Origin of the sequence: Sphingomonas radicis, from assembly GCF_051400635.1 — a bacterium.
GTDB lineage: Bacteria > Pseudomonadota > Alphaproteobacteria > Sphingomonadales > Sphingomonadaceae > Sphingomonas.
The window spans coordinates 1154272-1176990 of the sequence record NZ_JBLFFG010000001.1 but is presented as its reverse complement, the minus strand read 5'-3'; the positions used below and the strand labels follow the sequence as shown (position 1 = coordinate 1176990).

At 68.8% G+C, this 22719-nt stretch carries 24 protein-coding genes; 9 read left to right on the top strand and 15 right to left on the bottom strand.

The window, feature by feature from the left end:
- Positions 1–14 precede the first annotated feature (14 nt).
- Genes ACMGDH_RS05375 through ACMGDH_RS05355 form a run of 5 tightly spaced genes read right to left on the bottom strand, consistent with a single transcriptional unit; the run spans position 15 to position 5603 of the window.
- On the bottom strand, positions 15–992 hold the full coding sequence (locus ACMGDH_RS05375; RefSeq protein WP_436826873.1) for a glycosyltransferase family 2 protein: 978 nt from the start codon (positions 990–992) through the stop codon (positions 15–17).
- On the bottom strand, positions 989–2104 hold the full coding sequence (locus tag ACMGDH_RS05370) for a capsule biosynthesis protein (protein ID WP_436826872.1): 1116 nt from the start codon (positions 2102–2104) through the stop codon (positions 989–991). The genes ACMGDH_RS05375 and ACMGDH_RS05370 overlap by 4 nt, the downstream gene beginning before the upstream one ends.
- A complete protein-coding gene (locus tag ACMGDH_RS05365; protein ID WP_436826871.1) occupies positions 2101–3960 on the bottom strand; it encodes a polysaccharide biosynthesis/export family protein in 1860 nt (619 codons plus the stop codon). The genes ACMGDH_RS05370 and ACMGDH_RS05365 overlap by 4 nt, the downstream gene beginning before the upstream one ends.
- Positions 3957–4784: an inositol monophosphatase family protein gene (locus ACMGDH_RS05360; RefSeq protein ID WP_436826870.1), complete on the bottom strand. Its 828-nt coding sequence runs from the start codon at positions 4782–4784 to the stop codon at positions 3957–3959. The genes ACMGDH_RS05365 and ACMGDH_RS05360 overlap by 4 nt, the downstream gene beginning before the upstream one ends.
- Positions 4785–4790: 6 nt before the next feature.
- A complete protein-coding gene (locus ACMGDH_RS05355) occupies positions 4791–5603 on the bottom strand; it encodes an aldolase/citrate lyase family protein (protein WP_436826869.1) in 813 nt (270 codons plus the stop codon).
- Positions 5604–5738: 135 nt separating this feature from the next.
- Between ACMGDH_RS05355 and ACMGDH_RS05350 the strand changes: the two genes are divergently transcribed.
- Genes ACMGDH_RS05350 through ACMGDH_RS05335 form a run of 4 tightly spaced genes read left to right on the top strand, consistent with a single transcriptional unit; the run spans position 5739 to position 10334 of the window.
- Entirely contained in the window at positions 5739–6425 is a 687-nt protein-coding gene (locus tag ACMGDH_RS05350) for a M23 family metallopeptidase (RefSeq protein WP_436826868.1), read from the top strand.
- Entirely contained in the window at positions 6422–6937 is a 516-nt protein-coding gene (locus ACMGDH_RS05345) for an RNA polymerase sigma factor (RefSeq protein ID WP_436826867.1), read from the top strand. The genes ACMGDH_RS05350 and ACMGDH_RS05345 overlap by 4 nt, the downstream gene beginning before the upstream one ends.
- Positions 6938–6970: 33 nt before the next feature.
- Positions 6971–7912 carry a FecR family protein gene (locus ACMGDH_RS05340; protein ID WP_436826866.1) on the top strand — a complete coding sequence of 314 codons (942 nt, stop codon included), beginning with the start codon at positions 6971–6973 and terminating at the stop codon, positions 7910–7912.
- Positions 7913–7934: 22 nt separating this feature from the next.
- On the top strand, positions 7935–10334 hold the full coding sequence (locus ACMGDH_RS05335) for a TonB-dependent receptor (protein ID WP_436826865.1): 2400 nt from the start codon (positions 7935–7937) through the stop codon (positions 10332–10334).
- A gap of 11 nt (positions 10335–10345) precedes the next feature.
- Here the strand turns inward: ACMGDH_RS05335 and uvrC are convergent, their stop codons facing one another.
- Complete coding sequence (uvrC, locus tag ACMGDH_RS05330) at positions 10346–12268, bottom strand: excinuclease ABC subunit UvrC (protein ID WP_436826864.1); 1923 nt, start codon at positions 12266–12268, stop codon at positions 10346–10348.
- A gap of 360 nt (positions 12269–12628) precedes the next feature.
- Entirely contained in the window at positions 12629–12832 is a 204-nt protein-coding gene (locus ACMGDH_RS05325; protein ID WP_436826863.1) for a hypothetical protein, read from the bottom strand.
- A 74-nt stretch (positions 12833–12906) separates the two neighbouring features.
- Between ACMGDH_RS05325 and ACMGDH_RS05320 the strand changes: the two genes are divergently transcribed.
- Positions 12907–14001: a serine hydrolase domain-containing protein gene (locus tag ACMGDH_RS05320; protein WP_436826862.1), complete on the top strand. Its 1095-nt coding sequence runs from the start codon at positions 12907–12909 to the stop codon at positions 13999–14001.
- 397 nt (positions 14002–14398) lie between these two features.
- Here ACMGDH_RS05320 and ACMGDH_RS05315 read toward each other — a convergent pair whose 3' ends face one another.
- From ACMGDH_RS05315 to ACMGDH_RS05295, 5 genes are read right to left on the bottom strand one after another with little or no spacing between them, the layout of a single operon-like run.
- Complete coding sequence (locus ACMGDH_RS05315) at positions 14399–15025, bottom strand: F0F1 ATP synthase subunit B family protein (RefSeq protein WP_436826861.1); 627 nt, start codon at positions 15023–15025, stop codon at positions 14399–14401.
- Positions 15018–15509: a F0F1 ATP synthase subunit B family protein gene (locus ACMGDH_RS05310; RefSeq protein ID WP_436826860.1), complete on the bottom strand. Its 492-nt coding sequence runs from the start codon at positions 15507–15509 to the stop codon at positions 15018–15020. Before ACMGDH_RS05310 ends, ACMGDH_RS05315 begins: the two co-directional genes overlap by 8 nt.
- A gap of 52 nt (positions 15510–15561) precedes the next feature.
- Positions 15562–15789 carry a F0F1 ATP synthase subunit C gene (locus ACMGDH_RS05305; RefSeq protein WP_436826859.1) on the bottom strand — a complete coding sequence of 76 codons (228 nt, stop codon included), beginning with the start codon at positions 15787–15789 and terminating at the stop codon, positions 15562–15564.
- Between the two features lie 47 nt (positions 15790–15836).
- Positions 15837–16628, bottom strand: a complete 792-nt coding sequence (locus tag ACMGDH_RS05300; RefSeq protein WP_496047869.1) for a F0F1 ATP synthase subunit A — start codon at positions 16626–16628, stop codon at positions 15837–15839.
- A 41-nt stretch (positions 16629–16669) separates the two neighbouring features.
- Positions 16670–16984 carry an AtpZ/AtpI family protein gene (locus ACMGDH_RS05295; protein WP_436826858.1) on the bottom strand — a complete coding sequence of 105 codons (315 nt, stop codon included), beginning with the start codon at positions 16982–16984 and terminating at the stop codon, positions 16670–16672.
- A 290-nt stretch (positions 16985–17274) separates the two neighbouring features.
- Here ACMGDH_RS05295 and radC point away from each other — a divergent pair, with 290 nt between their 5' ends.
- Positions 17275–17958 (top strand): RadC family protein, encoded by a 684-nt coding sequence (gene radC / locus ACMGDH_RS05290; RefSeq protein ID WP_436826857.1) that lies wholly within the window; start codon positions 17275–17277, stop codon positions 17956–17958.
- A gap of 37 nt (positions 17959–17995) precedes the next feature.
- On the opposite strand, the gene ACMGDH_RS05285 is transcribed toward radC, so the two are convergent.
- Positions 17996–18418, bottom strand: coding sequence for a hypothetical protein (locus ACMGDH_RS05285; RefSeq protein ID WP_436826856.1), 423 nt, complete (start codon positions 18416–18418; stop codon positions 17996–17998).
- A gap of 264 nt (positions 18419–18682) precedes the next feature.
- Positions 18683–19024 (bottom strand): hypothetical protein, encoded by a 342-nt coding sequence (locus ACMGDH_RS05280; RefSeq protein ID WP_436826855.1) that lies wholly within the window; start codon positions 19022–19024, stop codon positions 18683–18685.
- Between the two features lie 150 nt (positions 19025–19174).
- Here ACMGDH_RS05280 and purB point away from each other — a divergent pair, with 150 nt between their 5' ends.
- Positions 19175–20485 (top strand): adenylosuccinate lyase, encoded by a 1311-nt coding sequence (gene purB / locus ACMGDH_RS05275; protein WP_436826854.1) that lies wholly within the window; start codon positions 19175–19177, stop codon positions 20483–20485.
- A 79-nt stretch (positions 20486–20564) separates the two neighbouring features.
- Positions 20565–21371, top strand: a complete 807-nt coding sequence (locus ACMGDH_RS05270; protein WP_436826853.1) for a peptidoglycan-binding domain-containing protein — start codon at positions 20565–20567, stop codon at positions 21369–21371.
- 14 nt (positions 21372–21385) lie between these two features.
- Here ACMGDH_RS05270 and ACMGDH_RS05265 read toward each other — a convergent pair whose 3' ends face one another.
- A complete protein-coding gene (locus tag ACMGDH_RS05265) occupies positions 21386–22165 on the bottom strand; it encodes a helix-turn-helix domain-containing protein (RefSeq protein WP_436826852.1) in 780 nt (259 codons plus the stop codon).
- A 120-nt stretch (positions 22166–22285) separates the two neighbouring features.
- On the opposite strand from ACMGDH_RS05265, the gene ACMGDH_RS05260 reads away from it, so the two are divergent.
- The gene (locus ACMGDH_RS05260) at positions 22286–22666 is read left to right on the top strand and encodes a hypothetical protein (RefSeq protein WP_436826851.1); all 381 of its coding nucleotides are present in this window, start codon (positions 22286–22288) and stop codon (positions 22664–22666) included.
- Positions 22667–22719: the final 53 nt, after the last annotated feature.

The following is a 22719-nucleotide window of genomic DNA, read 5'->3' as shown; positions in this document are numbered from 1 at the left end:
GCGGAGCCGCTCCCTCACGGCCGGCGGATCAGCACGCGCGCGGCGGGCCGCTCGCGCCCCGCAGGGAAGTTGATCCGCTCCTCCTCGATCACCAGCGGCACGTTGCGGCTGCGTTCCGCGAGCATGCGCACCTGCTCGCCGATCAGTCCCAGGAAAAGCAGCAGCGCCGCGAACATCGCGAAGCCGATCGTGAAGCCCAGCAGCGCCCAGGCGGGACCATCGGCCGCGAGCGCGACGAGCGTCGCGACGAACAGCAGCAGCGCTATTCCGGCCGCGCCGAACGAGAGCGCGATCGGCAGCCGCAGCAGCGACTTGGCCGATCCGGCGAGCCCCGAGAGCGCGAAGGAGAAGAGCGCGCCGAAGTCGTTCTTGCTCTCCCCCGCTGCGCGCTGCGGGCGATCGAACGGCACCACCGCGAGGCGGAACCCGCTCTCGACGAGCATCCCGCGAAAAAAGGGCTCGGGCTCGTTCCAGGCCGCGAGCGTATCGACCACCTCGCGGTCGAACAGGCCGAAGCCGGTGGCGCCGGGGATCACCGGATAATCACCGAACCGCCCGAGGAAGGCATAGCCGAGCCGCCGCGCGAGCCGGAGCAGCGGCGACGCGCTTTCGGAGCGGCGCTGGCCGAGCACCACCTGCGCGCCCGCGCGCCACTGGCGGACGAATTCGCCGATCATCTGCGGCGGGTCTTGGAAGTCGGCGCACATGCCGATCACCGCCGCGCCCTCGGCCTGGTAGATGCCATAGGTCGGCGAGCGCATCTGGCCGTAGTTGCGGTTGTTGAAGATTGCGCGGATGCGCTTGTCCGCGGTGCACAGCCGCCGCATCAGCACGCGCGTGGCGTCGGTCGAGCAATTGTCGATCAGGATGATCTCGTGACTCCGTGCGTGCAGCATCGCCTCGGCAGTGACCGCGGCGCAGATCGCCTCGACATTCTCCTCCTCGTTGAAGCAGGGAATGACGATCGAGAGTTCGGGCGTCCCGTCGTTCACGGCTCGGTGCCCGCGCGCCGCCCGAACCGGAGGTCGATGCCGGTCGCGGGGGCATAGACTTCGGTGAAGAGCGCCGCGACGATCACCAGCAGGAGCAGTGCGACTGCGGGGATGTTGTATTTACGATCCGCGTCGAGCCTCGGGGCCTCGATCACCTGCACGTCGGAAGCGGAGTCGGCCGCCAGCGTCTCGACCGCGACTTCCTCCGAAGAGCGCGCATAGACTTCGTACAGCGCCTGCGCGAAGCGATAGTCGCGGTAGCGGTTGAGATATTCGCCGGAGATCTCGGTCAGCCCCGCGACGTTCGGCCCCGATGCGCCGCTGCCGGGGCTGGTGGTGCGCGCGATCTGCGCGCGCAGCGACTGTACTTCGGTCCGGACCGCCGCGAGTTGTGGATTCTCCGGGCCCTGGAAGCGTTCGAGCGTCTGCAATTCGACCAGCTTGGCCTGGAGCTGCGCCTCCAGCCCGGCGCGCAGCGACAGCGCGGCGCCGAGCTGCGCCTCGGGCTCGGCTAGCCGGTTCTGGCGTCGGAAGTTGTTGAGCGCCGCCTCGGCGGTGACTACCCGGTCGGCCGCCTCCTTGAAGCGCGCGAGCACCACTTCGCGCTTGCGCTTCACGCGATCACGGCCGAGCGCAATGATCCGGTCGCTGATCGCGGCCACATAGGCGCGCGCCAGCGCCTCGGCCTCACGGGGATCGTGCGTGCGCGTCTCGACCTCGACGATCCCGCCGGTGAGCGAGTGGATGTCGACCTTCTTCGCCAGCGCCACGCGCGCCGCTTCGACGCTCGAATAGCCGCCGGGGCCCACCAGCTTGAGCCGGCGGATCACATCGTCGGTCACTTCGGTGCCGCGCCCGATCGCCAGGTAGAAATCGATCGGCTGCTTCGCTCCCCCGAACAGCGCCGCAAAGCCCTGAAGTTGCCCGCCGAGCGCGTTCATCATCGATCCGAGACCAATGCTGCTGCTGTCCTGCGGCACCACCTTGGCGCGCGCGACCCAGGGCCGGGGCACCACGCACAGCACCGCGAGCAGCAGCGCCAGCGCCGCATAGCCGCGCAGCCGCCAGCGCCGGTCAGCCAGCAGCGCCGCGATCCGCTCCACCCGGCTCATTCGGTGATCGCCTGGACCGAAGCGAGGCCGACTAGCCCGCCGAACAGCGTGCCGGTGATGTCGCGCAGCCGCGCCCAGAACTCGCCTCGATCGGCTTCGATAGGCACGTAGATCAGGTCGCCCGGGAGCGCCGGGGCGCGCAGCACCCGCTTGCCGTTGGAAAGCACGGTGCCGTTGGCGCGCACCACGAAGATCTCGCCCTTGTCGCCGAGCTTCTGCACGCCGCCGGCCGCCGTGACGAAGTCGCCTACCGTCGCCCCGTCGCGCCACGCGAAGGAGGCTGGCGTCGGAACCGCGCCGAACACGCCCACCGTCACCGGCCGGGGCGGCACATAGATGGTGTCGTTGTTCTCGAGGATCAGATCATTCGGCAGCGCAGTCGCATCGACCGGAAGGTCGAACACCAGCCGCCCGCTCGGCTCGCGCTTGCGCAGCTGCTCGACCACCGAGCGTACCAGCGCGAGGTTCGCCGGCTGGACGAGCTGCGCACGGTTGACCGACGTCACCGGCTGCGCGGTGAGCAGCAGTTCGACATCCTCCACCGCACGCTCGAAGCTCAGCCTTTGCTGTTGCTTGACGCTCTCGCGCGTGATCACGCTGGCATAGGGAAAGGCCTCGCGCGTGAGCCCGCCCGCCTGCGCCACGACATCGGCGAGCCGCGTGCCGGGCTTGAAATAATAGCGGCCGGGCTTCGCCACTTCACCGCTGATCGTCACCAGCACCGACTGCTGCTGGAGCGGGCGCGCGATGCCGGTGTTGGAGAGCACGCGCACCACTTCGCCACGCTGCGCCTTGCGCGTCTGCGCCTCAGCGGCGCTCACCTGCTGCCAGCCGTCGTCGCGGCCGAGCGCGTCGAACACCATCAGCCGCGTCGCGTCCGCCACCGTGCTGACTCCGCCCGCGTAGAGCACGGCGTCGGCCAGCGTCTCGCCGGGGCCGACTTCGAAGATGGCTTCGTGGTTGACGCTGCCGATCACCGCGACCTGCTCGCCCGCGGGGGCGATGTAGAGCACGTCGCCGTTCTGGAGCATCGCATCGCCGCTGCGGTCGCCCTTGAGCAGCAGGTCGTAGAGGTCGAAGTCGGAGACCAGCCTGCCGCCGCGGCGCAGCTGGATCGATCGGAAGCTTCCCCCCGCCGCCGGGCCACCGGCTGCGAGCACGGCATTGGCCAGCGTCGACAGGCTGCCGAGCGTGTACGAACCCGGGGTCGCCGCGAAGCCGGTGACATAGACGGTGATGCCATGCAGCCGCCCCGGGGTCACTTCGAGCTGGAAGCTCTTGTACTGGCGCGCGACCTGGCGCTCGATCACGCCGTGCACGTCGCCGTAGCGCACGCCGCCGACGCGGATCGCGCCCACCCGCGGCACGAAGATGCGGCCCTCGCTGTCGACCACCAGCCGCAGGTTCGATGCCTGCACCGATCCGGTGAGGCCCAGCAGCAGCTCGTCGCCGGGGTTGAGGCGGTAGTCGGGCGGGATGGTGGTGGTCGGCGGCGCCGTGAAATCGCGTGCGCTCGGCACTAGCAGCTCGGCGCCGAAGCGGCGCAGCGGCTTGCCGACCATGTCGGAGACGAGCTGCTCAAACTCATTGGGCGGTGCGATCGGCTTCGTCGGCACGGGCCGAGCGGGTGCTTCGGTCCCACCAGTCTCGGGAGGCACGCCATCGAGCACCACCGGCTGGAAAGGCGCAGGCTCGACCGCGGGAATCGCGGCCTGGCTCGCTGCCGCGCGGCGCGCCGACGGGTCCCCCTGCTGCTGCGCTCCCGTCGCCACCGGCGAGGCAAGCTGCGCGGCAGCAGCCGGCGCCAGCAGCAGGGCGAGCGCGCAGCCGAACGGCCGCATCCATCGAACGATCATGCAAGAAACTCTTCGACTGGAGTCAGGCCGCATTCTGGCCCGAGCAATATTTCCGCGGCGCGCTGCAGCAGCTGCGCGCCCGCAGCCGCGAGCAGGCCATAACCGCCGCCGACACGATAGGGCGTCCCGTCCCAATGAATCGCCCGCCCGCCGGCTTCGGTGAGGAACAGCACGCCGGCTGCGTGGTCCCAGGGGAGCGTGCGCTGGAACAGCGCGACGTCATTCTCCCCGAACACGATCCGCGGATAGCTCTCGGCGGCACAGCGCGGGACCGGCGTCAGATCGAAATGCCGGCTGGCATGCGCATGGACGCGCGTGCGCCGCTCGGCGCTCAGGAAATGCGTGCCGAGCGCCGCGATCGCCGTCCGCGCCCCGCTCGGCCGCGCGCGGACGCGCTCGCCATCGCATGTCGCGCCCCGGCCCAGCGCGGCATGGCACAATCTTCCGCTCAGCGGGTCGAGCAGCCAGCCCTGGATCGGCTCGCCGTCCTCGACCAGCGCGACCATCATGCCGAACGGCGATCGCCCTGCTGCGAAATTCGCGGTGCCGTCGAGCGGATCGATCAGCCAGACCAGTCCCTCACCGATTCCGTCGAGCAGCGCCGGGTCCGCCTCGGCAGCCTCCTCGCCGACGATCCGGGCGCCGAGATCGAGCGCGGCGAGGCCATCGTGCAGCCGGCGCTCGGCCTCCCGATCGACGATCGTGACGACTTCACCCGGGCTCTTTTCGGCGATCTCGTGCGCCGCGAGCATGCGGAAGCGCGGCGTCACCACTCGTTCGGCAACGCCGCGCATCAGCGCCGAGACTTCGTCACGAAGCGTCATCGGCAATCAGGCAGCCACGCTCTTGAGTTGGGCGCGGGCGGCGGTGCGCTCGCGCTCCTGGATCATGCGGATGCGCGGCAGATCCTCATCGGCGATCGCGCGATAATAATCGCGCTTGTTCTCGAGCCAGGCGAGCTCGAACGCCACGGCGTTCGCGATTCCCCCTTCGAAATCCGCCATCTCCGCCGCCGCGCCGTCGAAGATCACCTTGCGGGTTTCGAACCGGTCGAGCCGGACGCTGCGGATCTCGCGGAGCGCAGGCCCCGCCTCCACTGCAACCGATCCGCCCACCACCAGCTCGAGATCCTGCTCTGCGCAGTGATGCGCGGCCACGAGCACCGCATCGGTGATCTCCCGCGCGTTGATCGCGCCGCGCGGCAGCCCGCGCGACAGCGTGAAGTCGACCCGCCCGAACACGATGCCGTCGAGCTCGCCCTTGGCGAAGGGCAGCATCGCCTGGAGGTTGCGCAGCGTCGCCTCGGTCTCGAGGTTGAAGAGGAACTGGGTGCCTTCGGGATTGGCGCCATAGGTCTTGGCCTTGGCGTCCACGAACTTGGAGAGCGCATAGGGCGTCTCCACCATCGGCGCGATGATATAGTCGATGCCGTAGAGCTTGGAAGCGTGGAGATCCGAAACCGCTTCGCAGCCGCCGATCTTGAGCGCGACCCTCAGGTCGGCACGATAGGCGAGTTCGAGCAGGCGAAGCAGCTCGTCCGGGCGCGTGCCTTCGGCTTCGAACTCCGCCTTCACCGCCACTACGCCGAAGCGGTCGCGGCCTTTCTTGAGCATGTCGAGCATGCGGCGTTCCGTTGCATTCATCCTCGCCTCCCGGGTACAGAGCGGTTACTAAGGCCGTGACGGAGCCTCGATGCGCTTTCCGTAAGGCTTTGCAGCGATCGAAAAATTTTCCCGCGGAGGCATGCGGGATCGCCCGATCGGCTCCGTCTTCGGGCGATGCCCGGATTTTCCACCCTCCCGCTCCCGCTCGTCCTCTGGCTGATTTCGGGCGCCGGCGCGGGTCCGCCGGCAGAGCTCCCCACGGGTAGCAGTCCGGTGTTCCGCGCGCGGATGATGGACTGGTCGGCAGCGCCTCCTCCTGCGCAACCCTCCAGCTCACCGGTCCAGCGCAGCGGACACGCAGTGCTGCCGCGACTCTCCTCCGGCTTCGGCCATCGCAGCGATCCGATCCACGGCGCCCGTGCGATGCATGCGGGGATCGACATTCCCGGCGCCCTGGGCACGCCGGTGCGGGCCTCCGCCTCAGGCGTCGTCCGCTTCGCGGGCAGCGCGGGCGGCTATGGCCAGATGGTCGAGCTCGACCATGGCAATGGCCTGAGCACCCGATACGGCCATCTCGCGCGCCTGCTGGTGCGGCCGGGCGCGAGCGTGGCGCAGGGCGAGACGATCGCGCTGATGGGCTCCACCGGCCGGTCGACCGGCAGCCATCTTCATTTCGAAGTCCGCGCGGGCGGGCGCGCCGTGAACCCGCTGTCCTATCTCACGGGGTCCACAGCGGCCGAGCCGCACAGCGGCGTCATGACATCAACTTCAGCAGAGCCCCACCGTTCGGCCTTTGCCCGGGCACGCGAGGGACAACGGGATTGGCAAGCGTGCCGCGAAGTGCTTTGCGTCGCGCCATGACCGCTGAAGGCGAGAATGACGGGCTCCGGCAGGTGCTCCTCCACGAGCGAAGCCGCCTGCTTCGCTTCCTCGCTGCGCGCGGCGCGGGCGACGAGGCGGAGGACGTGCTCCACGATCTGTGGCAGCGTGTCGCTTCGGTCGCGGGGCAGCCGATCGGCGAACCCGTCTCCTATCTCTTCCGCGCCGCCGAGAATCTGATGCGCGATCGGCGGCGATCGATGGTCAGCCGCCAGCGCCGGCAGCACGAGTGGCACAGCACCAGCACTTCCACCGAAGAGGAACCGCTCGGCGAACGCGTGCTGATCGCGCGCGAGCAGCTTCGCCAGGTGAAGGACACGCTCGCCACGCTCGGCCCGCGCGCCGAGCTGGTGTTCCGGCGCTACCGGCTGGACGGAGTCGGCCAGGCGGTGATCGCGCGCGAATTGGGAGTCAGCTTGAGCTCGGTGGAGAAGGATTTGCAGAAGGCTTATCGTGCGCTGGCCGATCTCAGGACGCGGTTCGATGCGGAATAGCAGGGTGGGCTACGTCTCGACAGGCATATGGGCATGACCGCGCATCCACCGGAAACCGCCGAAACGGCTCGCCTCTGGGCGATCCGCGTCAACGATCCGTCGTTCGACGATTGGGACGGTTTCACCCGCTGGCTCGAATCCGATCCGGCGCATCTCGCCGCCTATGACGCCGCGATCGAGGACGATTCCTGGGCGGCGGAGCTGTTCGCGCATGAGCCGAAGCCGCTGCCCACACCCGTGCAGCGCCCGCGCCGGCGATGGCAGTTCGCCGGGGGCGCAATCGCCGCCGCCATCGCCGCAGTCGGCGGATGGGCAGTGCTCGACCGCGATTCGCCGCCCCAGCGGATCGCCACTGCGCCGGGCGAGCACCGCACGATCGACCTGGCCGACGGTTCGCGCGTCATCCTCAACGGCAGCACGCAAGTGACGATCGACCGCGACACGCCGCGCCATGTCGAGCTCGCGCAGGGCGAGGCGCTGTTCGAGGTGCGTCACGACGCAGGCGATCCGTTCGTCGTCGTCGCGGGGGCCACGCGGCTGGTCGATGCCGGCACCGTGTTCAACGTGGTGCAGGACGGCGGCGCGCTCGACGTGGCGGTCTCCGAAGGCGCGGTGATCTACGAGCCCGGCCCCGCCCAGATCCGGCTGGATGCCGGCGCGGCACTCTCGCGGGCGAGCGCCGATGCCGCTCCGGTCGTGCGCAAGGCGGCTCCCCAGACGGTGGGAAGCTGGCGGACGGGCGAGCTGCAGTTCCGCAACGCCTCGCTGGAGGAAGTTGCGCGCGACCTGAGCCGCAACATCGGCCAGCCGATCCAAGTGCGGAGCGGGGCGAGGGCGAAACCCTTCTCGGGCACGCTGCCGCTGCGCGGGCGGCCCGAGGAGGTGCTGGCAAACATAGGTCCGCTGATCGGCGTGCGGTTCGTGCGGGAAGGAGATGGGTGGACGATGGCCCCTGTCGATGGTGCGCGCCGCTAGCCTGATCCCTTGGATTGCGCTGATGGCTGCGGTTCCTGCCCAGGCGCAGGACCGGGCGGCCGAAGTTGCCGTGCCTGCGTCGCGGCTCGAAGACGCGATTCGCGCGCTCAGCCGCCAGACCGGCGCGAGCATCGGCTTTCGCGATCCCGGCTTCGCGGAGCTGCGCGTGCGACCGGTGCGCGGCCGCTTCACCGCAGGCCAGGCGCTCGAGCGCATGCTTGCCGACAGCGGCGTCCGCGCGCGCCGCGTCGCGCCCGCCGCCTATCTGATCGAGCGGCAGCCCAAGCGTGCGCCCTCCCGCCGCATCGCCCGCGCGCCGTCCCCCTCGCCCGTTCCGCCCAGTCCGGAGATCGAGCCACAGGAGATCGTGGTCACCGGCACCAAGCGCGACGTGCCGCTCAGCGCCTATCCCGGCGGCGTGCAGATCATCGACGGCGATCGCCTCACCGCTGCCGACGGGCTGCGCGGCACCGGTGCGATCGAGGCGCGCGTCGCCAGCGTCGTCTCGACGCACCTCGGCCCCGGCCGCAACAAGCTCTTCATCCGCGGCATCGCCGATTCGAGCTTCGTCGGTCCCACTCAGGCGACCGTCGGCCAATATTGGGGCAACAGCCGCATCACCTACAGCGCGCCAGACCCCAGCCTGAAGCTCTACGACGTACGCAGCGTCGAAGTGCTCGAAGGGCCGCAGGGCACGCTCTACGGTGCAGGATCGCTCGGCGGCGTGGTGCGCGTGGTGCCCCAGGCGCCCGATCTCACCAGCTTCGGCGGCAGTGCCTGGGCCGGGGCGCAGGCCATCCAGCACGGCCAGCCGGGTGTCGACGGCGGCGCGGTGCTCAACCTGCCACTGGTCGAGGGTCGGCTGGCGTTGCGCGCGCTGGCCTTCGGATCGATCGAGGGCGGCTATATCGACGATCACGGCCGCGGTCTGGAGGACGTCAACGAGGTCCGCACCGTCGGCGGTCGCGCCGCGCTGCGCTTCGAGCCCGGCGACGATTGGACGATCGACGTCAATGGCGTCGGCCAGCGGATCGACGGCGCTGACGGCCAATATGCCGAGCGCGGCGGCGACGGGCTCAGCCGGTCGAGCACGATCGCGCAACCCTACGACAATGAATTCTGGTTGGTCGACTTGGTCGTGCGCAAGCAATGGGGCTCGCTCGAGCTCACCTCCTCGCTTGGCTACGCGCGGCAATATGCGTTCGAGGAGTTCGAAGGAGCCGAGCTCGTCGATCCGGCCGATCCCGCGCTGATGCCGGAGGCGAGCGCGTCTCCGGCAGCCTATTCGCAGACCAACCGCATCCAGATGATCACCGCTGAGACGCGCCTCGCTCGCCGCGGGCCCGACGGAACCGGCTGGCTGGTCGGCGTGAGCCTGCTCCACAACGAAGCGCGCGCCAATCGCCGGATGGCCGCGCCCGACGTGCGCTCATCGCTCACCGGCGTCCGCAACGAAGTCGACGAAGCGACGCTCTACGGCGAGGGCACCGTCGCGCCGGTCGACCGGCTGACGCTCACCTTCGGCGGGCGACTGACTCATTCGCGGCTCACCGGCGATGCCGAAGATGTCGCCACCCTCAGCGCCTTCCGCTACGATCCCGGCGCTCGCGCGGACCGCGAGGAGACCCGGCTGCTGCCCTCCGCCGCGCTCGCCTGGCGCTCCAGCGACGCGCTGACGCTGTTCGCGCGCTACCAGCAGGGCTTCCGCCCCGGCGGAATCGCCGTCCGCCGCGATTTCATCCAGCGCTTCACCGGCGACCGCGTCGCCACCACCGAAGTCGGCGCGCGGTACAGCGACACCGGCTTCGACCTTTCGCTCAGCGGTTCGTGGAGCGTGTGGAGCGATATCCAGGCCGACCTGATCGACGGCTTCGGCTTTCCCACCACTGCCAATGTCGGCGACGGGCGCGTGCTCTCGGTGGGCGTCGCCTCACGCTGGCGCCCGACCCCCGGACTGGAGATCGACGCCGCGCTCTATCTCAACGACAGCAAGGTCACCGACCGCACTGTGGTGACACTCCCCGCCTCGACCGGTCTCGACCTTCCGGATCGCACGCTCGATCTCGACAATTTCGAGCGGCTGCCCAACATCGCCGACGCGACCGGGCGGGTCGGAGTCACCTACACCACGCCGCTGTCGGGCAATCTCGGCCTCGATGTCAGCAGCTTCGCCCGCTACGTCGGCAAGTCGACCCTCGGCGTCGGCCCGATACTGGGCCAGCTCCAGGGCGATTACGTCGATACCGGACTCGAAGTCCGCGTGGGAACGCAGCGCCGCGGCATCAGCCTGTCGCTCACCAACCTGCTCGACGCGCGCGGCAACCGCTTCGCGCTCGGCTCCCCCTTCCAGATCCGCGACCGCAACCAGATCACCCCGCTCCAGCCGCGCAGCATTCGCCTCGGCTTCGACCTGGCGTTCTGACGCGCGGGCGATCAGCGCGAATGGTAGAAGTCGTACACCTGTCGCGCCACCGCCGCCGAGACCCCCGGGGCCTTCTGCAGATCCTCCAGGCTCGCCGAGCGTACTGCGCGCGCTGTCCCGAAGTGCATCAGCAGCGCCTTCTTGCGCGCGGGGCCGATGCCGGGGACTTCGTCGAGCGGGCTCGCGCCGATCGCCTTTGCGCGCTTCTGCCGGTGCGCGCCGATGGCGAAGCGGTGGACTTCGTCGCGCAGCCGCTGGAGATAGAATAGCACCGGTGAATTGACCGGCAGCGTCAACTCGCGCCCGTCCATCAGGTGGAAGACCTCACGCCCCTCGCGCCCGTGATGCGGGCCCTTGGCGACGCCGACCAGGCACACGTCCTCGATCCCCAGATCCTCGAGTACGCCGCGCGCCGCATTGAGCTGCCCGCGCCCGCCGTCGATCAGCACCAGATCGGGCCAGTCGCCCTGCGTCCGATCGGGGTCCTCGCTCTGCGCGCGGGCGAAGCGGCGGCCGAAGACCTCGCGCATCATCGCGAAATCGTCGCCCGGCACGGTCTCCGCGCGCTTGATGTTGAACTTGCGATACTGGTTCTTGCGGAACCCCTCGGGCCCGGCGACGACCATCGCCCCCAGCGCATTGGTGCCCTGGATGTGGCTGTTGTCATAGACTTCGATGCGATCCGGCGGCTCGGGCAGCTCGAAGATGTCGGCGATCTCGGCGAGAAGCTTGGCCTGGGTGGTGCTCTCCGCCAGCCGCCGGTCCAGCGCCTCCACGGCGTTGCGCTTGGCCTGATCGAGCAGCCGCCGCCGCGCGCCCCGTTGCGGCATCGACAGCGCTACGCGGTGCCCCGCCCGCTCGCACAGCGCCTCGGCGATCAGCTCGGCCTCGCCCAGCTCGCGATCGACGAATATGTTCCGCGCCGGGGGCACTTCCTCGTAGAATTGCATCAGGAACGCGCCGAGCACTTCGTCCTCGGGCACGTCCTGGGTGTGCGCGGGAAAGAAGCTGCGGTGGCCCCAATTCTGCCCGCTGCGGATGAAGAAGGCTTCGATCCCCATCACCCCTGCCTTATTTGCCAGCGCGAAGATATCGGCGTCGCCCACCCCCTCGGCGTTGATTGCCTGGCTGCCCTGGATGAAGGTGAGCGCCTTCAGCCGGTCGCGCAGCACCGCCGCGAGTTCGAAGTCCAGGTTCTCCGCCGCGGCCTGCATCTGCTGGCCGAGCTTCTCCTGCACCTTGGTCGACTTGCCCTGGAGGAAGTCCTTGGCATCGCTCACCAGCTCGGCATAGGCCGGCGCATCGATCCGCCCCACGCACGGCGCCGAGCAGCGGCGGATCTGGTAGAGCAGGCACGGCCGGTCGCGCGTCGCGAAGAAGCCGTCGGTGCAACTCCGCAGCAGGAACAGCTTCTGGAGTGCGTTCAGGGTCTGGCGCACCTGTCCCGCCCCCGCAAACGGCCCGAAATAATCGCCCTTGTAGCGCCGCGCGCCGCGGTGGAGCTGGACGCGGGCGAACGCGTGATCCTGCCGCAGCAGGATGAAGGGAAAGCTTTTGTCGTCGCGCAGCAGCACGTTGTACGGCGGGCGGAAGCGCTTGATCAGCTGCGCCTCGAGCAGCAGCGCCTCCGCCTCGTTGTTGGTGGTTACGATCGTCATCGACCGCGTCTGCGCCACCATCCGCTGGAGCCGCTTCGAAAGCCGCGTCACCTGGGTATAGTTGTTCACCCGGTTCTTGAGCGCGCGCGCCTTGCCGACATAGAGCACGTCGCCGCGCGCATCCTGCATCCGGTAGACTCCCGGGCGCGCCGGCAGCGTCTTCAAGACGTTGCGGATCGCGGCGACCCCGGCCTCGAGGTCGGGAGCCTCGGTGCCGCGCACCGCATAGGTGGCCTTTTCCTCGTTGAACCGGCTGGGAGAATTGGGGTCGGACATGCGCGACCGACTTAGGGACTCCTCTCGCGGCTAGCTACCCGTCTCGGCTGTCCGAGTACCGCCGATACTCCCTCGTGCTCCTGCGGAAGCAGGAGCCCCGGGGTCACAAGCAACATCGCTCTTGGCTCTGGGCTCCTGCTTTCGCAGGAGCACGGGGTTGGTGACGCGGGCAAGACCGACCAGTTCGTCTTCAAGTTCAGAAACCGAGCCGAGCCCTTATACCCTTATCCTCCCCCGCCAGGGGGAGGTGGCGCCGAAGGCGACGGAGGGGGAGGAAGCCCGCCGCAATGTTCTGGCATCCGCCCCCTCCGTCATGCTGCGCATGACACCTCCCCCTGGCGGGGGAGGATAGGAGGGCGCTCACTCCTTCGCCGCCTCGCGCTCGATCCGCGCGGCCTCGGCTTCGATCTGGTTCATGATCTCCGCGGCGCGCGCGCCGATGTCGTCGCGCTTGCGGTGATCCTCTTCGTGGCGTTGCACCGCGAGCACGACCATCAGCACCGCGAGCAGCAGCATCACAACTCCTGCGATCTGGAGCCAGCGATATTGGGGATCGGAAGCCATGGCCTCGTCCTTAGCACGCCCACCCGCCGCCGCCAGCGCTTGACGCTTCGCATCGCCGATGCTCCATTTTCGCGATGATCCGCACTGCCGTTCTCGCGCTACTCTGCGCCACCGCCGCTCCTGCCCTCGCCCAGACCCAGGCCCCACCCGCTGCGGTGGAGAGCAGCGAACTTCAGGCTGCGCTCTCGGCCCAGCCGCACCCGGTGGCGATATTCGTGCTGGGCGACGGACCGGGCCGGGGTGCCGCCGCGGGGCTGGCCGACCCGACCACCGGCCGCCGCCTCACCATCGATACGCCGATGCGGATCGCGAGCAACACCAAGACCTTCGTCGCCGCCACGGTGCTGCGGCTGTGGGAAGACGGCCGGATCGGCCTTGATGCGCCGATCGGTCCCTTGCTCGATCCCAAGCTCGACGCGCTGCTCCGCAAGGACGGGTACGACACCAGCAAGATCACCGTCCGCCACCTGCTCAGCCACAGCGCCGGGCTCTACGATCATGGCAGCGACGATCGTTTCGTCGAGGCGATGCGCAACGACCCGAAGCGCCGCTACACGCGCGAGAGCCTGATCGGGCTGCTCGTCGAATGGGCCGATCCGCAGACCCAGCCCGGCACCGAATTCCGCTATTCGGACGACGGCTATATCCTGCTCGGCGACATCGTCGAGCGGATCGCCGGCAAGCCGCTCGCCGCGGCGGTGCGCGAGCAGCTGGGCCTCGACCGGCTCGGGCTGCGCTCAACCTATTGGGAAGTCTACGAGCAGCCCCGCCCCGGTGCGCCCGAACGCGCCCGCCAGTTCCTGGGCGAGACCGACGTGACGCATGTCGATCCCTCGCTTGACCTGTTCGGCGGCGGCGGGCTGGTGATGTCGCCGCGCGACCTGGCGACCTTCATGAAGGCGCTGTTCGAGGGCCGCGTGTTCAAGCGGCGGCGCACGATCGAAGTGATGCTCACCGAGGGGCAGCACAAGGACGCCGACAAATATCGCTTCGGCATCTTCGTCCGCCACACCCCCGCGGGCGACATCTATTGGCACAGCGGCTTCTGGGGCACCTGGGCAGGCTATTCGCCCACCACCGGGATCGCCGTGGCGGGGATGGCCACCCGGCAGGGCGGGTTCAAGGCGATGATGCCGATCGTCGACGACCTGCTCGCGCCGAAGAAATAGCGGCCGGAGTCGCCGCGGCCAGTTTTGACTCTTTTCACGGAAACGGCGCGCATCTCGCAATATTCTTGCGCGGCGCGAAGGCGATTGCGGACCTGTCAAAGAGCGGCGGGGTCCCCGGCGATGCGAGCCAAGCAGGCGAAATCCTACATTGCAAGTGAAGCCGGGTGAGCCAGGACGCCGTGGTAGCAGACATTAAGCCCCTCCCCTTCAGGGGAGGGGTTTGGGGTGGGGGCTGTCTGCGGATACGTCCGTCTCGGTGAGACACATGCCCCACCCCAACCCCTCCCCTGAAGGGGAGGGGCTTAGGAACGAACGAGCACCAACCACAGCCCGCAAAGAAAAAGCCGCCCCGGATAACCCGGAGCGGCTTGGATTTCCTCGCGACGGTTAGCGCGGCTCAGTTGAGCCGGCCGATTCCCGAGATCGTCTTGTCGACCAGCGCCTTGTCGGTGCTGGCGTCGTGCTTGGTGGCGATGATCGTCGCGGCGGCCCTGGTCGCGGCTTCGGCGGCCTTGGCGCGGATTGCCTGGATCGCGGCGCGCTCGGCGGCTGCGATCTTGTCCTCGGCCATCTTGGTGCGGCGCTTGGTGAGCTCCTTGGCGTCGGCCTCCGCCTTGGCGAGGACGGCCTTGGCCTCCTCGTCGGCATGGGCGAGCATCGCCTGGGTGTCCGCCTCGAGCCCGGCGATCTTGCGCGCATATTCATCGCGCAGCGTCTCGGCCTCGGCGCGGAGCTGCTTGGCTTCCTCGAGCCGGTTGCGGATCTCGGCGATCTTGGCGTCGAGCCCGCGCCCGATCAGCGCCGGAACGCCCTTCCACACCAGCACGAGGAGGAAGGCGAGCATCGCGATCGATACCCACACGGTGGCGTCGAGCCCGAACACGGTGGGGTCCGGATGCTCCTCGCTCGGGCCGCCATGCTCGATCGTCACTGCCTTGGCGCCGGTCTCGGGAACGCCCATGCCTTTGCCGTGCGCCGCGGCGTTGACGTTGTCGGCGTAAGTGGGATGTGCTGCCTCAGCCATTGAGCGCTGCCTTCACTGCCTTCTTGGCCTCGGCGGCCGTCACCTTGGCGCCCGAGAGGCGCGCGACGATGTCCTGCGCCGCTTCGGCCGCCACTGCCTCGATCTCGGTGGCCGCTGCCGCGCTCGCCTCGGCGATCCGCGTCTCGGCCTCGGTGATCTTGGCGTCGATCTTGGCGGCCGCGGTCGCCAGCGTCTTCTCGGCCTTGGCGCTGCCCTTGGCGCGGGCGTCGGCGATCCGCTTCTGCACCGCTTCGCGCGCAGCATTGTCCTGCGTGCGCCAGGCTTCCTCGGCCGCATCGGCCGCAGCGCGGGCGGCCTCGGCCGCCGCCAGGTCGTCCGAAACCGTCTTGTCGCGCTCGTCGACGGTCGAGAGCACCTTGGGCAGCATGCCCAGGCCCACGACGAGGAAGACGAGGCCGAACGTCAGCAGCGTCCAGAAAATCTGGGACGCATAGGTTGCGGCGATCTGTTCTATCTGAGGCATTTTGATCCTGCCCGAATGCGGGCCGGCTGCGTGCCGGCCCGGACACGGAATGTTAGGCGACGAAGATCAGCAGCACTGCAACGACGAATGCGAGCAGGCCGAGAAGCTCGGCGGCCGCGAAGCCGATGAACATGTTGCCCTGCTGGCTGGCAGCCGCACCCGGATTGCGCAGCGCGCCCTGCAGGAAGGCGGCGAAGACGTTGCCCACGCCGAGCGCGGCAAGGCCCGCACCGATTGCCGCGAGGCCGGCGCCGAGGAACTTGATCGTGTCTGCTTCCATTTGAGTAACTCCTTGATAAAATTTCGATTGAACTCGGATACGAAAGATCAGTGATGGTCGTGCAGGTGCACGGCATCGTTGATGTAGAGCGAGGTCAGCAGCGCGAAGACATAGGCCTGCACGCCCGCCACCAGCATCTCCAGCGCAGAGACGCCCGCCATCAGCGCGAAGCTCGGCACGCCGACCAGGATGCCCAGGCCCGCGCCGGCATTGCCCGCGTTGATGATGAAGCCCGCCAGCACCTTCAGCAGGATGTGCCCCGCGGTCATCGCCACGAACAGTCGCAGTGCGAGGCTGAAGGGGCGAACCATGAACGACACGAACTCGATCGGCGCCACCAGCAGCAGCACGGGGATCGGCGTGCCCTTGGGCGCGAACAGCGAGAAGAAGCGCAAGCCATGCTTGGCGAAGCCCACGACCAGCACGATCGAGAAGCTCAGGATCGCCAGCACGCCGGTGACGGTGAAGTGGCTGGTGACCGTGAAGGGATGGAGGCCGACAATGCCGAAGGGCAGCAGCCCCAGCACGTTGGCGAACAGGATGAACATGAACAGCGAGAAGACATAGGGCGTGAACTTGCGCCCTTCCTTGCCGATGTTCGCCTTGAGCAGGTTATCGATGAAGCCGGTGAAGCTCTCGACCATCATCTGCCAGCGGCCGGGCACCATCTGGCGCTTGAGGCCGCCGAGCATGAACACCCACAGCGCGACCGCGGCCGCGCACATCCACAGCGCCGAGTTCGTGAAGGCGATCTGGTGCCCGGCCAAATTGAAGCCGTCCCAGATCGTCTGCACCTCGAACTGGTGCATCGGGTCGATCTTGCCTGATTCCGCCGCCACGCTGGTGCCCTGGTCCCATATTAGCCAAAGCGCCCGAAGGTTCACTTCGAGCGCCGATTCGAAATCCTGATGATGTTCCTGAACGCGCTCACGATTCCGAGGAAAAGGAGAGCGAGCAGGAGCCACGGGGAGGTGCCGAGCAGCCAATCGAGGGTACCCCCGATCACTGCCCCTCCGACCATGCTTCCGATCAGTTCGGCGAGCACGCGGTTGCCCATGCGATAGTTGCTATCGCCCGGTTCCGCGGCGCCGGTCCTGATCGCCTCGTCCGATTTCGCCCGCTTCAGCCGCGCGTCGAGTGCGGCGATGCGGGGATCCTCGGGCAAGGGGTCCGGTCCGGGCTCGTTTTCGGCCATTTCGCCTCTCCTATCAGCCGTTTCCGGCAGGTCCAGGCGCAATGTGCCGAGGGCGAGCCCGCCAAGGCAGGGGCGCTTTAGGAAGGGTGGCCGGGTGAGTCAACACCGGTGGCTTCTAACCCTCTACCGCTTGCGGGAGAGGGTGGCCGAACGGAGTGAGGCCGGGTGAGGGTGAGTAGTAGCCGCACCGGAATCGTTTCGCCACATCGGACTCACCCTCACCCCGACCCTCTCCCGCAAGCGGGAGAGGGAGATTGCGCGCCGGCCAGCCTCCGCGCATACCTCCACCCATGCCCGCCGACGCTCCCGACAACTCCGGCCACCGCGCGCGTCTGCGCCAGCGGCTGTTCGAGGGCGGACCCGAGGCGCTGCTCGATCACGAGCTGATCGAATATCTCCTCGCGCTGGCGATTCCCCGGCGCGACACCAAGCCGCTCGCCAAGGCGCTGCTCGCCGAGTTCGGCGGGATCGCGGGGCTGCTCACCGCCGATGCCGAGGCGCTGGCGCGCGTCGAGGGGATGGGCGAGACCAGCGCCGCCGCGCTCAAGGCCGCGCACGCCGCCGCGCTCCGGCTGCTGCGCGCCGAAGTCGCCGAGCGCCCGGTGCTCGCCAATTGGCAGGCGCTGCTCGACTATCTGCGCGCCGACATGGCGCCCCACGCGATCGAGCGGGTGCGTGTGCTCCACCTCAATTCCAAGAACATGCTGATCCGCGACGAATTGATGTGGACCGGCTCGACCGACGAGTCCGCGGTGTACGTCCGCGAAGTGATCCGCCGCGCGATCGACCTGGGGTCGGCGGCGATCATCCTCGTGCACAACCATCCCTCGGGCGATCCCGCGCCCAGCCGCGCCGACATCGACATCACCCGCAACATCGCCGAGGCCGGCAAGCGCCTCGGCATCGCGCTCCACGATCATGTCATCATCGGCACCCAGGGCCATTCGAGCCTGCGCGCAATGGGGCTGATCTAGAGGAGCCTGAGACGGCGTTGCAGAGGCGTGCCGCAGCTCAGAGAAGATAGACGACGACGTAACGGAAGACGAGCGCCGACATCACCACCCTGCTCCCGCGTTTGCCACGAACGAACATCGCCGCCAGCATCAATATGACGAGGATGAAGGTCAGCGCCATCGGCAGCGGGCGAGCCAAAAGCGCAGCCAGCGCCGGAACGCTTGCATACCAGCCGAGCTGGCACAGCAACAACGCGAACAGGATGCCGATCACGATCCGCCGTACGCGGAAGAAGTGGGCGTCGAAGTCCGGCTGCTCCTCGATCCCGCGGGGGAAGACAAGGTGGGCAGCAAGATAATAGGCGCTGGCGAAGACGGTAACCGCCATCAGCGCCTTGCCGGACACGCCGACGATATCGCGCACAGTCCAGGCCGCCTGCCAGAAGGATAGCAGGTCGAGCATGACGAACGCGCCGAGCAATGGCGTCAGCCACCCGATCCGTGCAATCGATCGCGGTCGCAATCGGACCTCGATAGCACGCGCAAGACCACCGAGAACTTCCGCGAGCGAGAGCCCGAGAAGGAGTCCGAACAATGCGAAAATGAACTCGAAATCCGACATCGTGCGCCCCCCACGCCTGGCCTTGGGCTATAGTGCCCTCGGCCCCGCGGCAAGATCTCGGTAGGGAAGTGCTATCGCCGCGGTCTCCGGCGGAGTGGCACCGGCACGGGCCTGCAACCTGGTTCAGCGCGGCTCGGGCGGCGGTGCGGGGGGATCGGTGGTCGGCTGGGTCGAGGGACTCTGCGGCCTGGGCGTCGGGCTCTGGGTGGGGGACGGCGAGGGTGTCGGCTGGCTCGCCTCGGTCGCCGGCGGCGGGTTCGGGGTCGGTGCCGGATCGGCGGGAACCCCGTCGGGCACCTCGTCGGGCTCGTCGGTCTTGGGTGCCGTGTCGTCCTCGGGCGGCGCGTCGGGCGTCGGGACCGGCGTCTCGCGCTTGTCCTGATCCTGCTCGGCCGGCTTCATCTCCTGCGCCAGGCCCGGTGCCGCGATCAGACAGGTCGCGGCCAGAAGCATTGCCTTCATCATCGTGCATTCTCCTGACCGACCAACCAGGCGATCCCCGCGCCGGTTCCGCCGCCCCGGCGTTGCGGCACCGCCTTGCCCCTGCTAGGGGCCGCCCCGTCGCAATCCGCTGGCCCGGTGCCATGCGGCAGCCTGCCCTCGGAAAGGAAAACCATGGTCCCCCGCTATGCGCGTCCGGAGATGACCGCGATCTGGTCGCCCGAAACCCGCTTCGCCATCTGGTTCGAGATCGAGGCGCACGCGACCGAGGCGCTGGCCGAGCTCGGCGTGGTGCCCAAGTCGGCCGCCAAGGCGCTGTGGGACTGGTGGGCGACCAAGCCGGCGATCGACGTCGCCGCGATCGACGCGATCGAAGCCGTGACCAAGCACGACGTGATCGCCTTCCTCACCTGGGTCGCCGAGCAGGTCGGCGACGAGGCGCGCTTCATGCACCAGGGCATGACGTCGAGCGACGTGCTCGACACCTGCCTCTCGGTCCAGCTCGCCCGCGCGTCGGACATCCTGCTCGCCGATCTCGACAAGCTGCTCGAAGTGCTGGAGCGCCGCGCGAAGGAGCACAAGCTCACCCCGACGATCGGCCGCAGCCACGGCATCCACGCCGAGCCGGTGACCTTCGGGCTCAAGCTCGCCGAGGCTTATGCCGAGTTCAAGCGCAACAAGGAACGCCTCGTGGCCGCGCGCTCCGACATCGCCACCTGCGCGATCTCGGGCGCGGTCGGCACCTTCGCCAATATCGATCCGCGCGTCGAGGCGCATGTCGCCGAGAAGCTCGGCCTCTCGGTCGAGCCGGTCTCCACCCAGGTCATCCCGCGCGATCGCCACGCGATGTTCTTCGCGACGCTGGGCGTGATCGCCAGTTCGATCGAGCGGCTCGCGGTCGAGGTCCGCCACCTGCAGCGCACCGAAGTGCTCGAGGCCGAGGAATATTTCTCGCCCGGTCAGAAGGGCTCGTCGGCGATGCCGCACAAGCGCAACCCGGTGCTGACCGAGAACCTCACCGGCCTCGCCCGCATGGTGCGCAGCGCGACGATCCCCGCGATGGAGAATGTCGCGCTGTGGCACGAGCGCGACATCTCGCACTCGTCGGTCGAGCGCTACATCGGCCCCGACGCGACGATCACGCTCGATTTCGCGCTCGCGCGCCTCACCGGGGTGATCGACAAGCTGCTCGTCTACCCTGCGCGGATGCAGAAGAACCTCGATCGCATGGGCGGGCTCGTCCATTCGCAGCGCGTGCTGCTCGCGCTGACGCAAGCCGGCGTCAGCCGCGAGGACAGCTATCGCCTCGTCCAGCGCAACGCGATGAAGGTGTGGGAATCGGACGGTGAGCTCTCGCTGCTCGAGCTGCTCAAGGCCGATCCCGAAGTCACCGCGGCGCTCTCGCCCGCGGAGCTCGAGGACAAGTTCGACCTCGGCTACCATTACAAGCACGTCGACACGATCTTCGACCGCGTCTTCGGCTGATCCCGCCCGGGGTTGTCCCGTCCTTCCAATGTAGGATTTCGTCACCTACCTCCTCTGCCGGGGCAGCAGGGGAACGGTGATGGCGATCACGGCGTCGGTCGGCAGGGACGGCATCAATGCGCGCGGCGACGTGCGCGAGGTCCAGCGGCTGCTCAACCGCTGGCGCGCGGCAACCGGCCAGCCCGCGCTACCGGTAGACGGCGACGCCGGCCCGCGCACCGTTGCCGCGATAGAGACCTATCAGGCGCAGGTCCTGGGCATCGCCCGGCCCGACGGGCGCGTCGATCCGGGCGGCCGGACGTGGCGCGCGCTCGCGGTCGAAACGGCTCCGGCGATACCGCTCAGCGGCGCCGACTGGTGGCATGCCAACCAGGCACGCTTCCCCAACAGCGCCTCGCTCGCCGACCTCGCCTCGCCTTTTCGCCAGCGCGCGACCGCGTTCGTCGAGGCGATGCGCGCGGCCGGCGCCCGGGTGGCGGTCACCTCCACGCGCCGCAACGCCACTCGCGCGGCGCTGATGCACTACAGCTGGAACGTCGCGCGCGGCGCGATCGACCCTGCCGACGTGCCCGCGATTCCGGGCGCCGCGATCCGCTGGGACCATGGCGACTCCGCCGCCTCTCGCCGCGCTGCTCAGGCGATGGTCGAGCTGTTCGATATCGCTTTTGCGCCCTCGCTCACCTCGCGCCATATCGAGGGCCGCGCAGTCGACATGACGATAAGCTGGTCGGGCACGATCCGAGTCGAGCAACGCTCGGGGCACAAGGTGGCGATCGGCGCGCCCCGCTCGGGAGCGGAGAACCGCGCGCTCCACGCGGTGGGCGCCACCTATGGCGTGCACAAGCTGCTCAGCGATCCGCCGCACTGGAGCGACGACGGCCACTAGGGTTCAGACCCTGATCAGCGCACCCCCAGCCGCTCCATCGTCTGCTCGTCCGCAGGGAAGAAGGCTTCGATCGCCAGCTCGTCGAGCGTCACGTCGCGCGGCGTGCCGAAGATGGTGGTGGTGCTGAGGAAGCTGAGCGCGCCCAGCGGCGTATCGAGCCGCAGCGGCACCGCCACGCTGTCGAATGTCCCCGCATCGCCCGAGCCTTCCGCGCTGGGATAGGACCAGAGCTCGTCGAGCAGCGCGGCGAGCTCGGGATCGCTGGTCAGCCACGCCTGGCGCCGCAGCCGCTCGAGCAGATGCGCGCGCCATTCGCCCAGGTTGCGGATCCGCGGCGCCAGCCCCTCGGGATGCAGGCTCAGCCGCAGCACGTTGACAGGTCCTTCGAGCAGGTGCGGCGCCACGCCTTCGAGCAGCGGTGCCACCGCGGCATTGGCGCTCACCATGTTCCAGTGCCGGTCGATCGCGAGCGCCGGGAACGGCTCGTGCCCTTTGAGCACCAGCTCGATCGCGCGCCGCGCGGCGGCAAGCTCGGGGTCGTCGAGCGGGCGCTCGGCATAGACGGGCGCATGGCCCGCGCCGAGCAGCATCGCGTTGCGCTCGCGCAGCGGCACGTCGAGATGCTCGGCGAGCAGCAGCACCATCTCGCGGCTCGGCCGCGCGCGCCCGGTCTCGATGAAGCTCAGGTGCCGCGTCGATATTTCGGCTTCGAGCGCCAGGTCCATCTGGCTGAGCCGCCTGCGCTGGCGCCATTCCCTGATCTGCTCGCCGAGTGGCCGGACCTGAAGCTGCATCGCTCTCTCCTTCGCCCCGGAGCTACAGGCTGCGCCGCGCCGATCCAATTACCTGCGACGTAATCGACTTGCTCGCTGCAACCGCCATGCTTGGCGGGTCCTCAAGCAAGGGAGACCAACATGACTGCCAATTCGATGCTCCGCCCGATCCTCGCCTTCGACGCCGCGACCTGCGCCGCGATGGGCCTGCTGCTCGCGCTCGCCGCCGAGCCGGTCGCCGCGATCACTGCGCTTCCGGTGCCGCTGCTGCGCGAGGCGGGAATCATCCTCCTTCCCTTCGCGGCCTTCGTGCTCTGGGCAGCGAAGCGCGGCGGCGGCTGGCCGGTACGCGCCGTGATCGCCGCGAACATCGCCTGGGTGGCGGCCAGTCTCGCGCTGCTCGCCAGCCCCTGGAACGGCAATGCGTTCGGCATGGCCTTCGTGACGATGCAGGCCGCCACGGTCGCGCTGCTCGCCCTTCTCCAGTGGCGCGGGCTCGGGCAAGCAGCCACTGCGATCTGACCGACGATCAGAACCCCTCCCCTTCGGGGGAGGAGTTCGTATCTCACCAAACC

What these genes read in the sequence shown, in the direction of transcription:
- ACMGDH_RS05370 (WP_436826872.1), bottom strand. Translation starts at nt 2,104, where the DNA reads ATGAGCCGGGTGGAGCGGATCGCGGCGCTGCTGGCTGACCGGCGCTGG.
- ACMGDH_RS05365 (WP_436826871.1), bottom strand. Translation starts at nt 3,960, where the DNA reads ATGATCGTTCGATGGATGCGGCCGTTCGGCTGCGCGCTCGCCCTGCTG.
- ACMGDH_RS05360 (WP_436826870.1), bottom strand. Translation starts at nt 4,784, where the DNA reads ATGACGCTTCGTGACGAAGTCTCGGCGCTGATGCGCGGCGTTGCCGAA.
- ACMGDH_RS05355 (WP_436826869.1), bottom strand. Translation starts at nt 5,603, where the DNA reads ATGAATGCAACGGAACGCCGCATGCTCGACATGCTCAAGAAAGGCCGC.
- ACMGDH_RS05350 (WP_436826868.1), top strand. Translation starts at nt 5,739, where the DNA reads ATGCCCGGATTTTCCACCCTCCCGCTCCCGCTCGTCCTCTGGCTGATT.
- ACMGDH_RS05345 (WP_436826867.1), top strand. Translation starts at nt 6,422, where the DNA reads ATGACCGCTGAAGGCGAGAATGACGGGCTCCGGCAGGTGCTCCTCCAC.
- ACMGDH_RS05340 (WP_436826866.1), top strand. Translation starts at nt 6,971, where the DNA reads ATGACCGCGCATCCACCGGAAACCGCCGAAACGGCTCGCCTCTGGGCG.
- ACMGDH_RS05335 (WP_436826865.1), top strand. Translation starts at nt 7,935, where the DNA reads ATGGCTGCGGTTCCTGCCCAGGCGCAGGACCGGGCGGCCGAAGTTGCC.
- uvrC (WP_436826864.1), bottom strand. Translation starts at nt 12,268, where the DNA reads ATGTCCGACCCCAATTCTCCCAGCCGGTTCAACGAGGAAAAGGCCACC.
- ACMGDH_RS05325 (WP_436826863.1), bottom strand. Translation starts at nt 12,832, where the DNA reads ATGGCTTCCGATCCCCAATATCGCTGGCTCCAGATCGCAGGAGTTGTG.
- ACMGDH_RS05320 (WP_436826862.1), top strand. Translation starts at nt 12,907, where the DNA reads ATGATCCGCACTGCCGTTCTCGCGCTACTCTGCGCCACCGCCGCTCCT.
- ACMGDH_RS05315 (WP_436826861.1), bottom strand. Translation starts at nt 15,025, where the DNA reads ATGGCTGAGGCAGCACATCCCACTTACGCCGACAACGTCAACGCCGCG.
- ACMGDH_RS05310 (WP_436826860.1), bottom strand. Translation starts at nt 15,509, where the DNA reads ATGCCTCAGATAGAACAGATCGCCGCAACCTATGCGTCCCAGATTTTC.
- ACMGDH_RS05305 (WP_436826859.1), bottom strand. Translation starts at nt 15,789, where the DNA reads ATGGAAGCAGACACGATCAAGTTCCTCGGCGCCGGCCTCGCGGCAATC.
- ACMGDH_RS05295 (WP_436826858.1), bottom strand. Translation starts at nt 16,984, where the DNA reads ATGGCCGAAAACGAGCCCGGACCGGACCCCTTGCCCGAGGATCCCCGC.
- radC (WP_436826857.1), top strand. Translation starts at nt 17,275, where the DNA reads ATGCCCGCCGACGCTCCCGACAACTCCGGCCACCGCGCGCGTCTGCGC.
- ACMGDH_RS05280 (WP_436826855.1), bottom strand. Translation starts at nt 19,024, where the DNA reads ATGATGAAGGCAATGCTTCTGGCCGCGACCTGTCTGATCGCGGCACCG.
- purB (WP_436826854.1), top strand. Translation starts at nt 19,175, where the DNA reads ATGGTCCCCCGCTATGCGCGTCCGGAGATGACCGCGATCTGGTCGCCC.
- ACMGDH_RS05270 (WP_436826853.1), top strand. Translation starts at nt 20,565, where the DNA reads ATGGCGATCACGGCGTCGGTCGGCAGGGACGGCATCAATGCGCGCGGC.
- ACMGDH_RS05265 (WP_436826852.1), bottom strand. Translation starts at nt 22,165, where the DNA reads ATGCAGCTTCAGGTCCGGCCACTCGGCGAGCAGATCAGGGAATGGCGC.
- ACMGDH_RS05260 (WP_436826851.1), top strand. Translation starts at nt 22,286, where the DNA reads ATGACTGCCAATTCGATGCTCCGCCCGATCCTCGCCTTCGACGCCGCG.